Source organism: Streptomyces sp. URMC 124 (assembly GCF_051386455.1).
Classification (GTDB): Bacteria; Actinomycetota; Actinomycetes; order Streptomycetales; family Streptomycetaceae; genus Streptomyces.
Map to the genome: position 1 here is coordinate 1 of NZ_JBPQTS010000156.1, position 17,607 is coordinate 17,607.

At 71.1% G+C, this 17,607-nt stretch carries 14 protein-coding genes and 2 tRNA genes; 8 read left to right on the forward strand and 8 right to left on the reverse strand.

The annotated features are described in order from the left end of the window. The 5 genes from ACSNOG_RS26400 to ACSNOG_RS26420 form a co-directional block, all read right to left on the reverse strand. Positions 1 to 73 (reverse strand) — tRNA-Glu (locus tag ACSNOG_RS26400). A gap of 82 nt (positions 74 to 155) precedes the next feature. Then, positions 156 to 227 (reverse strand) — tRNA-Gln (locus ACSNOG_RS26405). 277 nt (positions 228 to 504) lie between these two features. After that, a complete protein-coding gene (gene gltX / locus ACSNOG_RS26410; RefSeq protein WP_436755203.1) occupies positions 505 to 1,977 on the reverse strand; it encodes a glutamate--tRNA ligase in 1,473 nt (490 codons plus the stop codon). Beyond that, the gene (locus tag ACSNOG_RS26415; protein ID WP_436755204.1) at positions 1,970 to 2,752 is read right to left on the reverse strand and encodes a fumarylacetoacetate hydrolase family protein; all 783 of its coding nucleotides are present in this window, start codon (positions 2,750 to 2,752) and stop codon (positions 1,970 to 1,972) included. Before ACSNOG_RS26415 ends, gltX begins: the two co-directional genes overlap by 8 nt. A 217-nt stretch (positions 2,753 to 2,969) precedes the next feature. Continuing rightward, positions 2,970 to 3,188 (reverse strand): hypothetical protein, encoded by a 219-nt coding sequence (locus ACSNOG_RS26420; RefSeq protein ID WP_436755205.1) that lies wholly within the window; start codon positions 3,186 to 3,188, stop codon positions 2,970 to 2,972. 496 nt (positions 3,189 to 3,684) lie between these two features. On the opposite strand from ACSNOG_RS26420, the gene ACSNOG_RS26425 reads away from it, so the two are divergent. From ACSNOG_RS26425 to ACSNOG_RS26460, 8 genes are all read left to right on the forward strand, one after another. Continuing rightward, positions 3,685 to 7,416, forward strand: a complete 3,732-nt coding sequence (locus tag ACSNOG_RS26425) for a nitrate- and nitrite sensing domain-containing protein (protein WP_436755206.1) — start codon at positions 3,685 to 3,687, stop codon at positions 7,414 to 7,416. Continuing rightward, positions 7,417 to 7,839 (forward strand): roadblock/LC7 domain-containing protein, encoded by a 423-nt coding sequence (locus ACSNOG_RS26430; RefSeq protein WP_049717348.1) that lies wholly within the window; start codon positions 7,417 to 7,419, stop codon positions 7,837 to 7,839. 104 nt (positions 7,840 to 7,943) lie between these two features. Further along, positions 7,944 to 8,351: a DUF742 domain-containing protein gene (locus ACSNOG_RS26435; protein WP_436755207.1), complete on the forward strand. Its 408-nt coding sequence runs from the start codon at positions 7,944 to 7,946 to the stop codon at positions 8,349 to 8,351. Next, positions 8,332 to 8,928 (forward strand): GTP-binding protein, encoded by a 597-nt coding sequence (locus ACSNOG_RS26440; RefSeq protein ID WP_436755208.1) that lies wholly within the window; start codon positions 8,332 to 8,334, stop codon positions 8,926 to 8,928. Before ACSNOG_RS26435 ends, ACSNOG_RS26440 begins: the two co-directional genes overlap by 20 nt. A 418-nt stretch (positions 8,929 to 9,346) precedes the next feature. Continuing rightward, positions 9,347 to 12,526: a sensor histidine kinase gene (locus tag ACSNOG_RS26445; protein WP_436755209.1), complete on the forward strand. Its 3,180-nt coding sequence runs from the start codon at positions 9,347 to 9,349 to the stop codon at positions 12,524 to 12,526. A 1-nt stretch (position 12,527) separates the two neighbouring features. Further along, the gene (locus tag ACSNOG_RS26450) at positions 12,528 to 12,950 is read left to right on the forward strand and encodes a roadblock/LC7 domain-containing protein (RefSeq protein WP_049717348.1); all 423 of its coding nucleotides are present in this window, start codon (positions 12,528 to 12,530) and stop codon (positions 12,948 to 12,950) included. 83 nt (positions 12,951 to 13,033) lie between these two features. Then, positions 13,034 to 13,558 carry a DUF742 domain-containing protein gene (locus ACSNOG_RS26455; RefSeq protein ID WP_436755210.1) on the forward strand — a complete coding sequence of 175 codons (525 nt, stop codon included), beginning with the start codon at positions 13,034 to 13,036 and terminating at the stop codon, positions 13,556 to 13,558. Beyond that, positions 13,539 to 14,120, forward strand: coding sequence for a GTP-binding protein (locus tag ACSNOG_RS26460; protein ID WP_049717346.1), 582 nt, complete (start codon positions 13,539 to 13,541; stop codon positions 14,118 to 14,120). Before ACSNOG_RS26455 ends, ACSNOG_RS26460 begins: the two co-directional genes overlap by 20 nt. Positions 14,121 to 14,414: 294 nt before the next feature. On the opposite strand, the gene ACSNOG_RS26465 is transcribed toward ACSNOG_RS26460, so the two are convergent. The 3 genes from ACSNOG_RS26465 to ACSNOG_RS26475 all read right to left on the reverse strand — a co-directional run. Beyond that, entirely contained in the window at positions 14,415 to 14,612 is a 198-nt protein-coding gene (locus tag ACSNOG_RS26465; RefSeq protein WP_436755211.1) for an acyl-CoA carboxylase subunit epsilon, read from the reverse strand. 11 nt (positions 14,613 to 14,623) lie between these two features. Continuing rightward, a complete protein-coding gene (locus ACSNOG_RS26470; protein ID WP_058046427.1) occupies positions 14,624 to 16,207 on the reverse strand; it encodes an acyl-CoA carboxylase subunit beta in 1,584 nt (527 codons plus the stop codon). Between the two features lie 218 nt (positions 16,208 to 16,425). Beyond that, the coding region (locus tag ACSNOG_RS26475; protein WP_436755212.1) for a polysaccharide lyase family 8 super-sandwich domain-containing protein at positions 16,426 to 17,607 on the reverse strand (1,182 nt) is incomplete at its 5' end.

Genomic DNA, 17,607 nt, shown 5'->3' on the forward strand with positions numbered 1-17,607 from the left:
TACCCCCGACCGGATTCGAACCGGCGCTACCGCCTTGAGAGGGCGGCGTGCTAGGCCGCTACACAACGGGGGCTTGCACTTCGCTTTTGCGCTTTCGCGCGCTTCCTACTTTATCAGTAGTTTTGCGAGAGAATTTCGGCGAAGAATTTCTCTTGCTGGGGTACCAGGACTCGAACCTAGACTAAGTGAACCAGAATCACTCGTGCTGCCAATTACACCATACCCCACCGTAACTCCACCCCTACCAGGGGGGCTTGTCCGGCTTGCGCCCTCCGCTCCGGCCTCTCGGCCCTCTCGGGCGGCGCAGGAAGAACATTACCCGAAGGAGGACGGGGCGCCAAAATCGATAGATGCCCGCGCGCGAGCGCGAACGGGGCCCGGCCGCTCCCGGAGGGGCTGCCGGGCCCCGTGAGGGCCGTGCGTCAGGCACTGAGGGCCGTGCGTCAGGCGTTGAGGGCCTGTGTCGGACGCTGAGGGCCTGTGTCAGGCAGGGAGCGCCACGCGTCAGGCGGCGAGCTTCGCCAGGGCGGCGTCGACGCGGGTAAGCGTGCGCTCGCGCCCGAGGACCTCCAGCGACTCGAACAGCGGCAGGCCGACCGTACGGCCGGTGACCGCGACCCGGACCGGCGCCTGGGCCTTGCCCAGCTTCAGGCCGTGCTCCTCGCCCGCCGCGACGACGGCGGCCTTGATGGCCTCGGCGTTCCAGTCGGCGGCCGCCAGCTTCTCGCGGGCGGTGCGCAGCAGGCCGTCCGAGCCCTCCTTCATCGCCTTGGCCCAGGACGCCTCGTCCTCGGCCGGCTCCTCCAGGAAGAGGAAGTCGACGTTGGCGGTGATGTCGGAGAGGACCGTGAGGCGAGTCTGGGCGTGCGGGGCGATGGCCTCCCACGCGGCCCGGTCGAAGGCCTCGGGCGCCCACGGGGCGTGCGGGGCCCGCAGCCAGGGCTCGCAGGCCTCGGCGAAGGCCTTCACGTCCAGGCGCCGGATGTGGTCGGCGTTGATCGCCTCGGCCTTCTTGAGGTCGAAGCGGGCCGGGTTGGCGTTGACGTCCTTGATGTCGAACGCCGCGACCATCTCCTCCATCGAGAAGATGTCCTGGTCGGCGGAGAGCGACCAGCCGAGCAGCGACAGGTAGTTCAGCAGGCCCTCCGGGAGGAAGCCGCGCTCCCGGTAGAGGTTCAGGGAGGCCTGCGGGTCGCGCTTGGAGAGCTTCTTGTTGCCCTCGCCCATCACGTACGGCAGGTGGCCGAACTCGGGGACGGCCTTGGCGACGCCCAGCTCGATCAGCGCCTTGTACAGGGCGATCTGCCGCGGGGTGGAGGAGAGCAGGTCCTCGCCGCGCAGGACGTGGGTGATCTCCATCAGCGCGTCGTCGACGGGGTTGACGAGCGTGTACAGCGGCGCGCCGTTGGCCCGGACGATGCCGTAGTCCGGCACGTTCTCCGGGGTGAAGGTCAGTTCGCCGCGGACGATGTCGGTGAAGGTGATGGCCTCGTCGGGCATCCGGAAGCGGACGATGGAGGCGCGGCCCTCGGCCTCGTACGCCGTCTGCTGCTCGGGCGTGACGACGCGGCACTTGCCGTCGTAACCGGAGGGACGGCCGGCGGCGCGGGCGGCCTCGCGGCGCTCGTCGAGCTCCTCGGCGGTGCAGTAGCAGCGGTAGGCGTAGCCGCCGTCCAGGAGCTTCTGCGCGACGTCCTTGTAGATGTCCATGCGTTGCGACTGGCGGTACGGCGCGTGGGGGCCGCCGATCTCCGGGCCCTCGTCCCAGTCGAAGCCCAGCCAGCGCATCGAGTCGAGCAGCTGCTGGTACGACTCCTCCGAGTCGCGCGCCGCGTCGGTGTCCTCGATGCGGAAGACCAGGGTGCCGCCGTGGTGGCGGGCGAACGCCCAGTTGAACAGGGCGGTGCGGACCAGACCCACGTGGGGGTTGCCGGTCGGCGAGGGACAGAAACGTACGCGGACGGTCGCGTTAGTCACGCTTGATCACCTTGTTGGTGAGAGTGCCGATGCCTTCGATGGTGACGGCGACCTCGTCGCCGACGTTCAGGGGTCCGACCCCGGCCGGGGTGCCGGTGAGGACGACGTCGCCGGGGAGCAGCGTCATGGCCTCGGTGATGTGGACGATCAGGTCCTCGACGGAGCGCACCATGTCGGCGGTGCGGCCGAGCTGGCGCTGCTCGCCGTTGACCGTGCACATGATCCCGAGGTCGCTCGGGTCCAGCTCGGTCTCGATCCAGGGGCCGAGCGGGCAGGAAGTGTCGAAGCCCTTGGCGCGGGCCCACTGCTTCTCGCGCTGCTGGGCGTCGCGGGCGGTGACGTCGTTGGCGCAGGTGTAGCCGAGGATGACGTCCTTGACGCGCTCGCGGGGGACCTCGCGGCACATGCGGCCGATGACGACGGCGAGCTCCGCCTCGTGGTGCAGCTCGCTGGAGAAGGAGGGGTACTCGACGGCGCCGCCCGGGCCGACCACCGAGGTGGAGGGCTTGAGGAAGGTCACGGGCAGGTCGCCGACCTCGTTGCCCAGCTCCGCGGCGTGCTCGGCGTAGTTACGGCCGATGGCCACGACCTTGCTGGGCAGGACGGGCGGGAGCAGGCGGACCTTGGCCAGCGGGACCTTCGTCCCGGAGCGCTCGAAGTCGCCGTAGGGGATGCCCTTGATGATGTCGAGGACGGGGCCGCCTTCTGTGGCGGCATCCCCCTCCACGACGCCGTAGCCGACGTTGCCGTCGATGGAGAACCTGGCGATGCGCACGGGAAGCTTTTGCCCCTTATCTGATCCGGCCGGAGTCTGACACCCCAGGCTATCGCGGGGGCCGTCGGCCGCCCGTGCGCGACGGATCCGGGACGGCCCCGCGGCAGCGGGGCGCGTCCGGCGGGAGGACGTCCAGGGGACCTCGGCCCCGCAGGGCTCGGCCCCGGGGAGCCTCGGCCCCGGAAGGCTCTGCCTGAGGGCCGTGGCCCCGGTGGGCTCAGTCCTGGGGAATGACGACGACCGGCGCCGTCATCAGCACCGTGCGGCGCGGGTTCGCGGTGACCTGCGGCAGCTCGGCGGCGTGGGCGACGGCCTCGGCGATCCGCAGGGAGGCGCTGTCCTCGAGGTGGACGAGCGTCGTGCGGCGCGGGTTGGCGGTCTTCCGGTTCGCCTTCGGGGTCGCCTTGCGGGACGTCAGCTTCGTCGTGCCGGTCATCTCTTACTGCCTCGCGGTCTCGGGGTGCGCCGGGGGCGCCGGGGGTGTTCTCGCGGCCTGCGTAAAGGAACAGGCTAGGCGCGCCTATCCCCACGCGTCCGCGGGAGAAGTCCTGACTTGCTTGTGAGTTTGCTCACGAGAGAGCTGAAAAATGCCGCATAGCGGGCAGCGTTCCGGCTTTCACGAAACGGACATTGCAGGGCTGAACCTGACGTTCCGCTCCTGATCATGGAATCTGGGACACCGGACGACCCTCCTTGAGGGTCGGTGAACTTGCCCCCGTATGCCCCTTATAAAGGCCCTGGTCCTCTACGCCCCGTGACGATTTCCGGCACTGAGCGTGATGCCCGTGCGGGTGGGGTGCACCGGCCTTGTTGGAGATCTGGCACTGTGCTGGAATTCCACGGACCGCCAGGGGGCAACCGCGGTCCCCCCACGACTCGACACCGTCCCGCCTTCGACCGGCGGGGCGCCTGGTCCAGAGGTTGCGACGCTAGTGCAGGGACGTTTCAAGAGGGATGGCAGCGCTGCGGCGGAGCCGGAGCCGCGCGGTGCGAACGACCGCGGCACGCCCGCCGAAGGGCCGGCGGGCGACGGTTCCGCCGACCGCCCGCAGGCCACGTCAAAGGCGAAGGCCAAGGCCAAGGACAAGGCCGCCAAGGACAAGCTGCCCAGTGGGCCCGGCTCACGAATAGCCCTGCGCAACTGGCGCATCAGCACCCGACTGGTATCCCTGCTGGCCCTGCCCGTCGTCGCCGCGACGACCCTGGGTGGCCTGCGCATCAACGACGCGCTCAACAACGTCGAGCAGCTCGACCACATGAAGCTCCTCACGGAGATGACCGGTCGCGCGACCCTGCTGGCCAACGCGCTCCAGGAGGAGCGGGACAAGTCCGCCGGCCCGATCTCCAACGGCAACTCCAACGCCGACCCCGTCATCGCCTCGCGCGAGAAGACCGACCAGGCGATCCAGGCCTTCACGGGCACGACCCAGAACGTGAAGCCGACCGACCCGACGATGGTCGGCGTGACGACCACCCTGGTCGACATCAGCCGTCAGCTGAAGAAGATCCAGGACGTCCGGAAGAACGCCTACCAGAACGAGCCCGAGTACATCGCGCGGACCGTCAACAACTACGACGGTCTGATCAACTCGCTGCTCTCGCTGTCCCAGGACATGGCGCAGGCGACCAGCAACCCCGAGATGATCACCAGCACGCGCGCGCTGGCGACGTTCTCCGCCGCCAAGGAGTACGCCTCCATCCAGCGCGCCGTGATCAGTGCCGCGCTCGCCAACAAGAAGGGCCCGTACCTCTCGGGCAACGACCAGCAGTACGGTCGCGAGGCGTACGAAGCGGAGACCGAGGCGATCCGGCGCTTCCTCGCCATCCGCGGCGGCGACTCCCAGCAGCTGCTGCAGGCGATCACCGGCGGCAACGCCGACATCACCACCACCAAGACCTACACCGACCGCGTCCTCAACAAGCAGGACGGCATCAAGAACGAGCCGAAGTCGTACGTCGACTGGTACGACCAGGCCTCGGTCAAGCTCGGTGAGATGTCCAAGATCGAGCAGACCCTGCTCTCCCAGATGGAGCAGAAGGCGCTCGAGCTGCGTGAGGACGCCCAGCAGGACGCCATCCTCAACGGTGTTCTGATCATCCTCGTTCTCGGCATCTCGCTCGTCGGCGCCTTCGTCGTGGCCCGCTCCATGGTGCGCTCCCTGCGCCGTCTGCAGGACACCGCCCAGCGCGTCGCCCAGGACCGTCTGCCCGAGCTCGTCAAGCAGCTGTCCGAGACCGACCCGCAGGACGTCGACACGTCCGTGGAGTCCGTCGGCGTGCACAGCCGCGACGAGATCGGCAAGGTGGCCGCGGCCTTCGACGACGTGCACCGCGAGGCCGTCCGCCTCGCCGCCGAGCAGGCCCTTCTGCGGGGCAACGTCAACGCGATGTTCACCAACCTCTCGCGCCGGAGCCAGGGCCTCATCCAGCGTCAGCTCTCGCTCATCTCCGAGCTCGAGAGCCGCGAGGCCGACCCGGACCAGCTGTCCTCGCTCTTCAAGCTCGACCACCTCGCGACCCGCATGCGCCGTAACGGCGAAAACCTCCTCGTCCTCGCGGGCGAGGAGCCGGGCCGCCGGTGGACCCGCCCCGTCCCGCTCGTCGACGTGCTCCGTGCCGCCGCGTCCGAGGTGGAGCAGTACGAGCGCATCGAGCTGAGCGGTGTGCCGCCGACCGAGGTCGCCGGCCGCGTCGTCAACGACCTCGTGCACCTCCTCGCCGAGCTGCTGGAGAACGCGACCTCGTTCTCCTCGCCGCAGACCAAGGTCAAGGTCACCGGTCACGCGCTGCCCGACGGGCGGGTGCTGGTCGAGATCCACGACACCGGCATCGGTCTCTCCCAGGAGGACCTGGCCGCCATCAACGAGCGGCTCGCCAGCCCGCCCACCGTGGACGTCTCGGTCTCGCGCCGCATGGGTCTGTTCGTGGTCGGCCGCCTGTCCCTGCGACACGGCATCCGCATCCAGCTCCGTCCGTCCGACTCGGGCGGTACGACCGCGCTCGTCATGCTGCCGGTGGACGTCGCCCAGGGCGGCAAGAAGCCGATGCCGGGCGCCGTGCCCCCGGCCGGCGGCACCGGTGCGCCCGGCGTCCCCGCCGGCAACCCCGGCGCCGCGGGCTCCGCGCCGCGCCGTCAGGTGCCGGCCGGCGGCGGCCAGCAGCGCCCCGCACTGCCCCCGCGCCAGGGCGGTACGACCGACAGCGGCCTGCCGACGCGTCCGGCCCCGGCGCCCGGCGGCGGTGCCAACCCCGCCGCGGGCAGCCTCTTCGACACCACGCCGCGCGGCGGTGGCGACCGTGCGCCCGCCCAGGGCGCCGGCGGCCGCCCCACGCTGCCGACCCGTGGCAACGGCGGCCCCGCCGCCGTGCCGCCCCCGCCCCAGGCGGGCAAGGGCGGCGGCCGCGGCCGTCAGCAGCAGCCCGGCAAGCCCGGTCAGGGCGGTCAGCCCGGCCGTGGCAACGGCGCCGGTGAGCTTCCGGCCCGCCAGGCCCCGAGCTGGGGCAGCGAGCAGGCTCCTGCCGCGCCGAAGGCTCCGAAGGCCCCGAAGACGCCTCAGGCGCCCGCCGCGCCCGTGGACGACTGGCCGATGGGCGACGGCGGTTCCCCGCGCTCCGCGCAGGACAGCCCGCGCGGCCACGAGGACGTCGAGGGCACCGGGCAGTTCCCGGCGTCGCGCCCCGCGCTGCCGAGCGCCGGGCCGGGCGACACCGCCCAGTTCCCGGCGATCGGGTCGGCTCCCGAGCCCCGGGGCGCCGCGGACGGGTTCGAGCAGCCGCAGCGCGGTGACGCGCCGAACAGCACGTCGGGCCAGTTCGCCCGCCCCGTGCAGGGCGACGCCCCGAACAGCACGTCCGGTCAGTACGACCGCCCCGCCCTCGGCGAGGCACCGGGCAGCACGTCCGGCCAGTTCCCCCGCCCCGTGCAGGGTGACGCGCCGAACAGCACCTCGGGTCAGTACGACCGCCCGGCCGCCGACGAGGCGCCCGGCAGCACCTCGGGGCAGTTCGCCCGTCCGGAGCTCGACGACGACCCGCTGACCAGCACCACCGGTCAGTTCGCCCGTCCGGCGCTCCGCGAGTCCGGGCACAGCTCGCCGCTGTTCGAGGAGCTGGAGTCCAACTGGTTCCGCGGTGAGGGCCAGGCCGGCGCGCCCGAGCAGACCCCGGACGCCTCCGCCGGCCAGGGCCTGCCGAAGCGTCAGCCGCGCCAGTCCCTGGAGGACCCGGAGCGCGGCCCGCTCGGCGCGGTCCCGCGGGCCCCGCAGGCCGGCCGGCCGACGCGCCCGTCGCAGGCCCGCCCGGTCCCGCAGACCCGCCAGGCGCCTCATGCCCAGCAGCCGCAGCAGGCACCGGCCGACAACTGGCGCCAGTCCCCCAACGACGAGACGTGGCGCCGGGCCGAGCAGGTCCGTGAGCCCTCCGCGGGCGGCAAGACCGCTTCCGGCCTGCCGCGCCGCGTCCCCAAGGCGAACCTCGTCGACGGTGCCGCGCAGACCACGCAGCCGATCCAGCAGGTCGGCCCGCAGGTCTCGCGCGCGCCCGACGACGTGCGCGGCCGTCTGACCAACCTCCGCCGGGGCATCCAGCAGGGGCGTCAGGCCGGCAACACCTCGACCACGGGCAACCACACCGTTGACCCGACCACTTACCAGCAGGAGCGTTAGTTGAGTCCGATGAGCCAGGCGGCGCAGAACCTGAACTGGTTGATCACCAGTTTCGTGGAGAACACCCCAGGGGTGTCCCACACCGTCGTGGTCTCCGCCGACGGACTCCTTCTGGCGATGTCCGAAGGGTTCCCGAGGGACCGCGCCGACCAGCTGGCGGCCGTCGCCTCCGGCCTGACCTCGCTGACCGCCGGAGCCTCCCGCATCTTCGAAGGCGGCGCCGTCAACCAGACCGTGGTGGAGATGGAACGCGGCTTCCTCTTCATCATGTCCATCTCCGACGGCTCCTCCCTGGCCGTGCTGGCGCACCCCGAGTGCGACATCGGCCTCGTCGGCTACGAGATGGCCCTCCTCGTCGACCGCGCGGGCAACGTCCTCACCCCGGACCTCCGCGCCGAGCTCCAGGGCAGCCTGCTGAACTGACCGATGTTTCCTGCTGATCCCGTCCGACCGTACGGCCGAAAACCCCCCACCGGCCCGCGCTCGACGGCATTATTGCCAGTCCTGCTGTCCTGTCCGGAGGATTCATGACCCCGCCCGCCTCGCCCGGCCCGTACGGTGCCTCTCATCACGCGCCGTACGGGAGTGAAGGCGAAGAGCCGCTGATCCGCCCCTACGCGATGACCGGCGGCCGCACCCGGCCGCGCTACCAGCTCGCCATCGAGGCGCTGGTCAGCTCCACGGCCGACCCGGCCGTGATGGGGAGCCTGCTCCCCGAGCACCAGCGGATCTGCCACCTGTGCCGCGAGGTGAAGTCGGTGGCAGAGGTCTCGGCGCTGCTGAACATGCCGCTCGGTGTGGCGCGCATTCTCGTCGCGGACCTGGCGGAGGCCGGCATGGTGGCGATCCACCAGCCGGGCGGCGGCGGGGAGTCCGGCGGTACGCCGGATGTGACACTGCTCGAAAGGGTGCTCAGTGGACTTCGGAAGCTCTAGCGGGGGCGTCGCCGGTGGCGGCACCGGCCGCTCCACCACCTCCGCGAAGATCGTGGTGGCGGGCGGCTTCGGCGTGGGCAAGACCACGTTCGTCGGCGCGGTCTCGGAAATCAGTCCGCTGCGGACCGAAGCCGTCATGACCTCCGCTTCGGCGGGGATCGACGACCTGAGCCACGTTCAGGACAAGACCACGACGACCGTGGCGATGGATTTCGGCCGTATCACCCTGGATGACGATCTCATCCTCTATCTCTTCGGTACGCCGGGCCAGGACCGTTTCTGGTTCATGTGGGACGACCTGGTCCGCGGCGCCATCGGCGCCGTCGTCCTCGTGGACACCCGCCGCCTCGCCGACTGCTTCCCCGCCGTCGACTACTTCGAGAACAGCGGCCTGCCCTTCGTCATCGCCCTCAACGGCTTCGACGGACAGCAGCCCTACGCCCCCGAAGAGGTCCGCGAGGCGCTGCAGATCGGGCCGGACACGCCGATCGTCACGACCGACGCCCGCCACCGCGGCGAGACGAAGAGCACGCTGATCACGCTGGTCGAACACGCTCTGATGGCCCGGCTGAAGTAACTCTTCGTCAGCTTTTCGTCGGTTCTCCGCCAGTTCCCCGTCAGTTCTTCACCGGGCCTTTGTCAGCTCATCGCCGACAACTTCCGCATCGCCCAGATCGTCGTGTGAAACGTTACGGAGGGGCTGTGGCATTGGACACGACCCGACGCAGAGTTCATAACGTTTCGACAGAGAATCGACCGGACGCGGCAACCCACCGCGTTCGGTCGACTTCACTGTGCGCACATTTCGCCCGCCATTTGGCGCCGCTCGCTCTTAATGCCCGTTTTATGTCGGGCAAATCGAGTGGCCCGGCGGGAGCCCCCGCTGTTTGGAATGCGCACCCCCGACGTGCTGGAATTCCAGGAACTGAGCAGTAACGGCTCAGCCGAAAAACGGCACACAACCCGGGTGCCGACGCCGAGAGGTTGTTGGTCGAGTGACGCGCAGAAAGACGGGCGCCGCACAGCAGACGCAGGACGAGCGGGGCAACTTCACCCCGCCGTCGCGCGCAGCGGTGCCGCCTTCGCCTTCCCCTGCTTCGAGCGTGCCCGAAACCCCGGCTCCCTCCGGGGGCACGGGCGGCCGCTTCTCCCCGCGCAACTGGCGGGTGGCGACCCGGCTGAACGCCATCCTGCTGATCCCGGTGCTGGTCGCCCTCGTCGTCGGCGGTCTCCACATCAAGGAGTCCGCGGACGCCTGGCAGGACGCGAAGGACGCCGCGAACACCGCGCGAGTGGTGCGCTCCGCGGCCACCTACGCCCACGCCGTGATCGACGAGCGTGACCTGACGGCCGAGCCCCTGCTGCAGAACCGGCCCGACGACCCGGTCATCAAGAAGACCCGGGACGCCACGGACGCCGCTCGCGCGGAGTTCGACAAGACCGTCAAGGACATGCCGGACACCGCGGGCCTGCGCCGCCGCATGAAGCTCTTCCGCGAGGCGGAGGGCACGCTGCCCAAGCTGCGCAAGAGCGCGTACACGCCCGCGATGACCGGCGTGCAGACCGAGGACGGCTACGGCGCCATCCAGCGTCCGCTCATGGCCTTCGCCAACGAGCTGGGCTCCGGCCTGGGCAGCGACAACATCGTCTCCTACGGCCGCATGGTCTACGCCGTCTCCCTGGCCAAGGCCGCGGAGTCGCTGGAGCGTTCCATCGGCACGCACCTGCTCGTCAAGCCGGCCAAGGACCCCAAGGAGCAGCAGCTCCAGCGGACCTCCTTCTCCTCCTACTACTTCCTCGAGTACATCGCCCGCGCCGAGTACGACGCGAGCGGCACCGAGGACGACATCAGTCGCCTGAACGACGCCATCGCCACCAAGGCGAAGTCGTCGGACCAGGAGAAGATCGCCAACGCCATCATGGCCGGCAAGACCCCGGACCAGCTGGAGAAGGCGGGCATCACCGCCGCCGGCTGGCAGGACGCCGCCACGGCGAAGTTCGACGCCTACCGCTCGGTCGAGGTCTACCTCACCGACAAGGCCGTGGACGAGGCCGAGAAGATCGCGGACGACGCCCAGCGCGACGCGATCGTCAACGGCTCGATCATGGTCGTGGCCCTGCTGCTCGCGTTCTTCGTGGCCGGCATGATGGCCCGCTCCATGAGCCGCAGCATGCGCCGCCTGCGCCGCGCCGCCTTCGACGTGGCCGAGCAGCGCCTGCCCGCGCTGGTCGACCAGCTGTCGCGGACCGACCCGGGCCGGGTCGACACCCGCGTCCAGCCGATCCCGATCACCACCCGGGACGAGATCGGCGAGGTCGCCCGCGCCTTCGACCAGGTCCACCGCGAGGCCGTGCGTCTCGCCGCCGAGCAGGCCCTGCTCCGTGGCAACGTCAACGCGATCTTCACCAACCTCTCGCGCCGCAACCAGAGCCTCATCGAGGGTCAGCTGACCCTGATCACCGAGCTCGAGGAGCACGAGGCGGACCCGGACCAGCTGGAGAACCTCTTCCGCCTGGACCACCTGGCCACCCGTATGCGCCGCAACGGCGAGAACCTCCTGGTCCTCGCCGGCGAGGAGCCCGGCCGCCGCTGGGACCAGCCGGTCCCGCTGGTGGACGTGCTGCGCGCCGCCTCCTCCGAGGTGGAGGCCTACGAGCGCATCGAGCTCTCGGGCGTCCCGGACGCCGAGATCCACGGCCTCGCCGTGACCGACCTTGTGCACCTCCTCGCCGAGCTGCTGGAGAACGCCACCACGTTCTCCTCCCCGCACACCAAGGTCCGCGTGACCGCGACGCGACTGCCCGACGGCCGCGTGATGGTCGAGATCCACGACAAGGGCATCGGCCTGACCGCCGAGGACTTCGCGGACATCAACCACAAGCTGGCCAACCCGCCGACCGTGGACGCCGCGATCTCGCAGCGCATGGGCCTGTTCGTGGTCGGCCGCCTGGCGACGCGCCACGGCATCCGCGTGCAGCTGCGCCCCTCGGGCGAGCAGGCCGGCACGACCTCGCTGGTCATGCTGCCGGACCGGATCACGCACGGTGGCGGTGGCGAGGACGAGCTGTCCGGCGACGACTTCACGGTCTCGCAGATGGTCCCGGGCCAGCAGCAGGCCGGCCCGCACGGCCAGGCCCCTGCCGTCGCCGCGGGCCGCATGCGCACCGCCGCGGAGCTGGGCTTCGACGACTCCCGCTACGAGCAGCGCCAGGACGGCGTCCAGGGCGCCCCGGGCGCCACGCTGGACCCGGTGAACCGCTCGCGGCTCCGTGAGGAGCGGCGTGCGGCGCTGGAGGCGGCGACCGACAACCGCCCGCTGTTCCGCGACGAGGTCCCGCAGCAGCCCGCGTACGACCAGCAGCAGTACGACCAGCAGGGCGGCCCGCACGGGACCGAGGAGTTCCCGGCGCTGCCCGAGCAGCCGTACGAGCAGTCCTACGAGCAGCAGCCGCAGCACGGCTACCAGGACTCCGGCTACGACGGGCAGGGGTACGCCGAGCAGGGCTACGCCGAGCCCGGTTACCCGCAGCAGCAGGCGTACGCCGAGCCCGAGGTCCCGACCCGCAACGACGTGTGGCAGCAGCCCGGTGCGTACCAGGACGGCGGCCCGCAGGGTTACGGAGCGGATTCGGAATCACTGCCGCCCGCTGACACGGCGCAGCCCGAGCGCGTAGAGTTCGACCGTCCGGGCCCCTCTACGAGCGGCTCCCACTCGCTGACCGGGTCCGGTCTGCCGCGCCGCGCGACGCAGTGGCAGCAGTCCGAGTCTGTCGAAGAGGCCGTGGGGGCCGGCGAACCGGAGCAGCCCCAGCAGGACGTCCCACAGCAGCCTCACGAGGGTGAGAGCCCCGACTGGCGGTCGGAGAACGACGAGCGCTGGCACCGTGCCGAGCAGCTCCGGGACCCGAAAGCCGGCGGAGTCACCCCCTCCGGACTGCCCCGCCGAGTGCCCAAGGCCAATCTGATCGAGGGCAAGGCGGCGCAGACACCGCAGGGCGGTTCCCAGATCTCCCGTGCCCCGGAGGACATACGCGGCAGGCTCAGCAACCTGCGCCGTGGTGTCGAACAGGGGCGCACCGTGGGGACCGACAGCGGTTCGGCCACCACACACCAGCAGCATGAGCAACACGACCAGGGCTTCGGCCCCGGCGGCACCTACGATCAGGAGCGTTAGTGTGAGCCCGATGAGCCAGGCGGCGCAGAACCTGAACTGGTTGATCACCAGTTTCGTGGAGAACACCCCAGGGGTGTCCCACACCGTCGTGGTCTCCGCCGACGGACTCCTTCTGGCGATGTCCGAAGGGTTCCCGAGGGACCGCGCCGACCAGCTGGCGGCCGTCGCCTCCGGCCTGACCTCGCTGACCGCCGGAGCCTCCCGCATCTTCGAAGGCGGCGCCGTCAACCAGACCGTGGTGGAGATGGAACGCGGCTTCCTCTTCATCATGTCCATCTCCGACGGCTCCTCCCTGGCCGTGCTGGCGCACCCCGAGTGCGACATCGGCCTCGTCGGCTACGAGATGGCCCTCCTCGTCGACCGCGCGGGCAACGTCCTCACCCCGGACCTCCGCGCCGAACTGCAGGGGAGCCTTCTCAACTAGCAAAGAGGCAGTGCGTTTCGCGCCACCGCGCCATAGGGTGCGGTGGCGCGACCAGCAGCAGACAGGCACGTTGAGGAGGAGACGTGGCAACGCCCCCCGGCGGTTACCCGTACGGCAATGATCAGCAGGCTCAGCCTCCGCTGAACCGCTTCAACTTCCCCTCCGCACCAAGCCAGCGTGCGCAGGCGGAGCCGGCACGGCCACCGCAAGTACCACAGGCGCCGCAGCACCGCAGGGCGTCCTCGTCCCCTTCCGGGGGCAAGCGGAACAATCCGCTGGTCCGCCCCTACGCCATGACCGGCGGCCGGACCCGGCCGCGCTACCAGCTCGCCATCGAGGCGCTGGTGCACACCACGGCCCAGCCGGCCCAGCTTCACGGGCAGTTGCCGGAACACCAGCGCATCTGCCACCTGTGCACCGAGATCAAGTCGGTCGCCGAGATCTCGGCACTTCTCACCATTCCCCTCGGCGTCGCCCGAATCCTCGTCGCCGACTTGGCGGAGGCCGGGCTCGTCGCCATCCATCAGCCCGGCGGCGACGAGTCCGCCGGCGGCCAGCCTGACGTGACACTGCTCGAAAGGGTGCTCAGTGGACTTCGGAACCTCTAGCGGCGAGGCAGCCCGCTCCACCACCTCCGCGAAGATCGTGGTGGCGGGCGGTTTCGGCGTGGGCAAGACCACGTTCGTCGGCGCGGTCTCGGAGATCAACCCGCTGCGGACCGAAGCCGTCATGACGTCCGCCTCGGCGGGCATCGACGACCTCACCCACGCGCCGGACAAGACCACGACGACCGTGGCGATGGACTTCGGCCGCATCACCCTGGACCAGGACCTGATCCTGTACCTGTTCGGTACCCCCGGTCAGGACCGTTTCTGGTTCATGTGGGACGACCTGGTCCGCGGCGCCATCGGCGCCGTCGTCCTCGTGGACACCCGCCGCCTCGCCGACTGCTTCCCCGCCGTCGACTACTTCGAGAACAGCGGCCTGCCCTTCGTCATCGCCCTCAACGGCTTCGACGGGCACCAGCCCTACACGCCGGACGAGGTCCGCGAGGCGCTCCAGATCGGCCCCGACGCGCCGATCATCACCACGGACGCCCGCCACCGCAACGAGGCGAAGAGCGCCCTGATCACCCTGGTCGAGCACGCCCTGATGGCGCGCCTTCGGTGAGGCGTCGGTCGCACCGACGCGACAAGGTCCCCGCACCGCTCCTCACGGAGTGTGCGGGGACCTTCTGCGTTGCGGCGCCCGAAGCGTGGCCGGCCACCGAATGCGGGCGGGCACGCCGAGAGGGCCCGGGGCGGTGCCCCGGGCCCTCTCGGTGCTTGCTGTTGTCAGCCCTGCCGGCTGTGCGGCGCGCGGCTGTGCCTGCCCGGGGGCGACCCCCGGACCCCCGGCCTCAGCCCTGCCAGCTGTGCGGCGCGCGGCTGTGCCTGCCCGGGGGCGACCCCCGGACCCCCGGCCTCAGCCCTGCCAGCTGTGCGGCGCGCGGAAGCCCGGCGTGCGCTCCAGGCGGCGCCAGACGGCCGTGGTGCGGCGCGGGCGGGGCGGTGCCGCGTGGTTCGTGGTGGCGGCGGCGCGGGCGAGGAGGACGGCGGTGACGGCCGCGAGCTCCTCGGCGTCCGCCGTGCCCTTCTCCACGCGTACCAGCGTGTCGTTCATGCGTCTCTCCCTTACTGGGGCGGGTTGCCGTGCTTGCGGGAGGGCAGGTCGGCGTGCTTCGTGGCCAGCATGGCCAGGGAGCGGATCAGCACCTGCCGGGTCTCGACGGGGTCGATCACGTCGTCGATCAGTCCGCGCTCGGCGGCGTAGTACGGGTGCATCAGCTCGGCCTTGTACTCCTTGACCATGCGCGCCCGCATCGCCTCGGGGTCGTCAGCCTCGGCGATCTGCTTGCGGAAGATCACGTTGGCGGCGCCCTCCGCGCCCATCACCGCGATCTCGTTGGTCGGCCAGGCGTAGGTCAGGTCCGCGCCGATGGACTGCGAGTCCATGACGATGTACGCGCCGCCGTAGGCCTTGCGCAGGATGACCGAGATGCGCGGCACCGTGGCGTTGCAGTACGCGTACAGCAGCTTGGCGCCGTGGCGGATGATCCCACCGTGCTCCTGGTCGACGCCCGGGAGGAAGCCGGGGACGTCCAGAAGAGTGATGATCGGAATATTGAAGGCGTCGCACATCTGGATGAAGCGCGCGGCCTTCTCGCTGGCCTCGATGTCGAGGACGCCGGCCAGCGACTGGGGCTGGTTGGCGACGATGCCGACGACCTGGCCGTCCAGCCGGGCCAGGGAGCAGATGATGTTGGTGGCCCAGCGCTCGTGGATCTCCAGGTACTCGCCCTCGTCGACGATCTCCTCGATGACCTTGCGCATGTCGTACGGGCGGTTGCCGTCGGCGGGCACCAGGTCCAGCAGGGCCTCGCCCAGCCGGTCGGCGGGGTCCTCGCTCGCCACGCGCGGCGGGTTCTCGCGGTTGTTCTGCGGCAGCAGCGACAGGAGGTAGCGCACCTCCTCCAGGCACGTCTCCTCGTCGTCGTACGCGAAGTGCGCGACGCCGGAGGTCTCGGCGTGCACGTCCGCACCGCCGAGGCCGTTCTGGGTGATCTCCTCGCCGGTGACGGCGCGGACGACGTCGGGGCCGGTGATGAACATCTGCGAGGTCTCGCGGACCATGAACACGAAGTCGGTCAGGGCCGGCGAGTAGGCCGCGCCGCCCGCGCAGGGGCCGAGCATCACGGAGATCTGCGGGATGACGCCGGAGGCCTTGGTGTTGCGCTGGAAGATGCCGCCGTAGCCGGCCAGGGCGGAGACGCCCTCCTGGATGCGGGCACCGGCGCCGTCGTTCAGCGACACCAGGGGCGCGCCGGCGGCGATGGCCATGTCCATGATCTTGTGGATCTTGGTGGCGTGGGCCTCGCCCAGCGCACCGCCGAAGATCCGGAAGTCGTGCGCGTAGACGAACACGGTCCGGCCGTGCACCGTGCCCCAGCCGGTGATCACACCGTCGGTGTAGGGCTTCTTGCTCTCCAGTCCGAACCCCGAGGCGCGGTGCCGGCGCAGCGGCTCCACCTCCGAGAAGGACCCTTCGTCCAGCAGGAGGTCGATACGCTCCCGGGCCGTCAGCTTCCCCTTGGCCTTCTGGGCCTGGGTCGCCCGCTCGCTCGGACCACGCCGAACCTGCTCGCGAATGGCGTGCAGCTCGGCGACGCGCCCACGGACGTCACTCGCCTCTACGGGCGCACCTTCGAGATTGCTCATGCATAGACGGTACGTGGCGAGGACGCCCGGGACTCATGTCGTTTCCATACAACGTCATGTGCCTTTTGGTGGGCAGGCGGCACAGAGCCGCGCAGCCGCCGCGACTAGGGGTCCCCCCTATAGGGGGGTGGCCCTGTGGAGGTTCCACAAAACTCTTGCCTCCGGCCCGTAGGCTGGCCAACTTGACGGGCCGGAGGCCCGGGCGGCGTCACAGCGGGTCATGCCACGGTCACGGAGCAGCGATGGGGGGCGCAGGCGGTGCCGGGGGCGACGCGCAGCCGGAGGCTGTCGCCTGTCGACAGGACCCGCACCGTGGCGTCGTGTGCCGTCACCCGGCGCACGGGGCGGTCCCAGATGACCTCGAAGGGCGTTCCGGTCCGGAGCGGTTCGGCCATATGGAGGGTAGCGGTCCGGCCGCGTTCGCGGAGGAGGACGGCGGCGGGGGCCGTGACGGCGAGGGGGCCGGCGGTGCCGGGGGCCCAGAAGGCGGCGGCGGTCAGACCGAGGGCGGGCAGGTGTGCGGCCTGGCAGGCGGCGGTGTTGGCGAGGAGGCCGAGCCAGTGCTCGTCGCCGGCGCGGGCGGCTACGGCGCGGGGCCCCGCGCCGGGCATGAGGAGGTAGGCGTAGGCGGCGCCTGCGGGGTCGGTGCCGTGGGGGTGCCAGAGGGTGAGGTAGCGCCGCGTGAGGCGGTCGGGGGCGCCGCCGGCGTTGATGTCGCGCCAGGCGCCGGTGCGGGCCTCGCGCAGGGCGTGGAGCGGGGCGCCGCCGGGGAGCACGTAGCCGCCGTGGCCTTCGAGATGGAGCCAGCGGGCGGCGTCGTAGCGGGCGCTCCAGCCGTCGGCGACGGGCTGGGGCGCGCCGTCGACGAGGAGGGCGGGCGCCCCGTGGGCGCCGAGGGCGCGGTGCTCGACGGTCGTCCCGACCGGGGTGCCGTCGCGCGCGGTGATGCCCGCGCCGAGGCAGACGACGGCGTCGGCGGCGAAGATCCAGGCCTTGCGGGCCTCCAGGGTGGAGGAGAGCCCCTTGAGGTGCTGTCCGGCGACGGCGAACTCGCCGTCCGTCACTCCCCCGACCCAGCGCGCGTCGGGCCGGGGCTCGCCCCATGCGCCGCCCTCGTTGTCGGCGAGCGGCTTGGTGGAGGCGGTGGTGCCGGGCATCCGGTACGGGTCGGCGGTGGGCCAGAAGGCGTCGGTGTACGCGGTGCTGTCGCCCGCGCGCCACCAGGAGAGCATTCCGGCGCCGGTGTGCCAGCCGCGCGGGTGCTCGCCGTTGCCGTTCTCGTAGTGGGCGATGCGGTCGGAGGCCATGGCGAGGCTCGCCGTCCAGCCGGGGCGGCGGTGCACGGCGCGGTCCATGGCGGGGAAGAGGCGGTGCCCCACGGGGGCGGGTGCGGGGGGCAC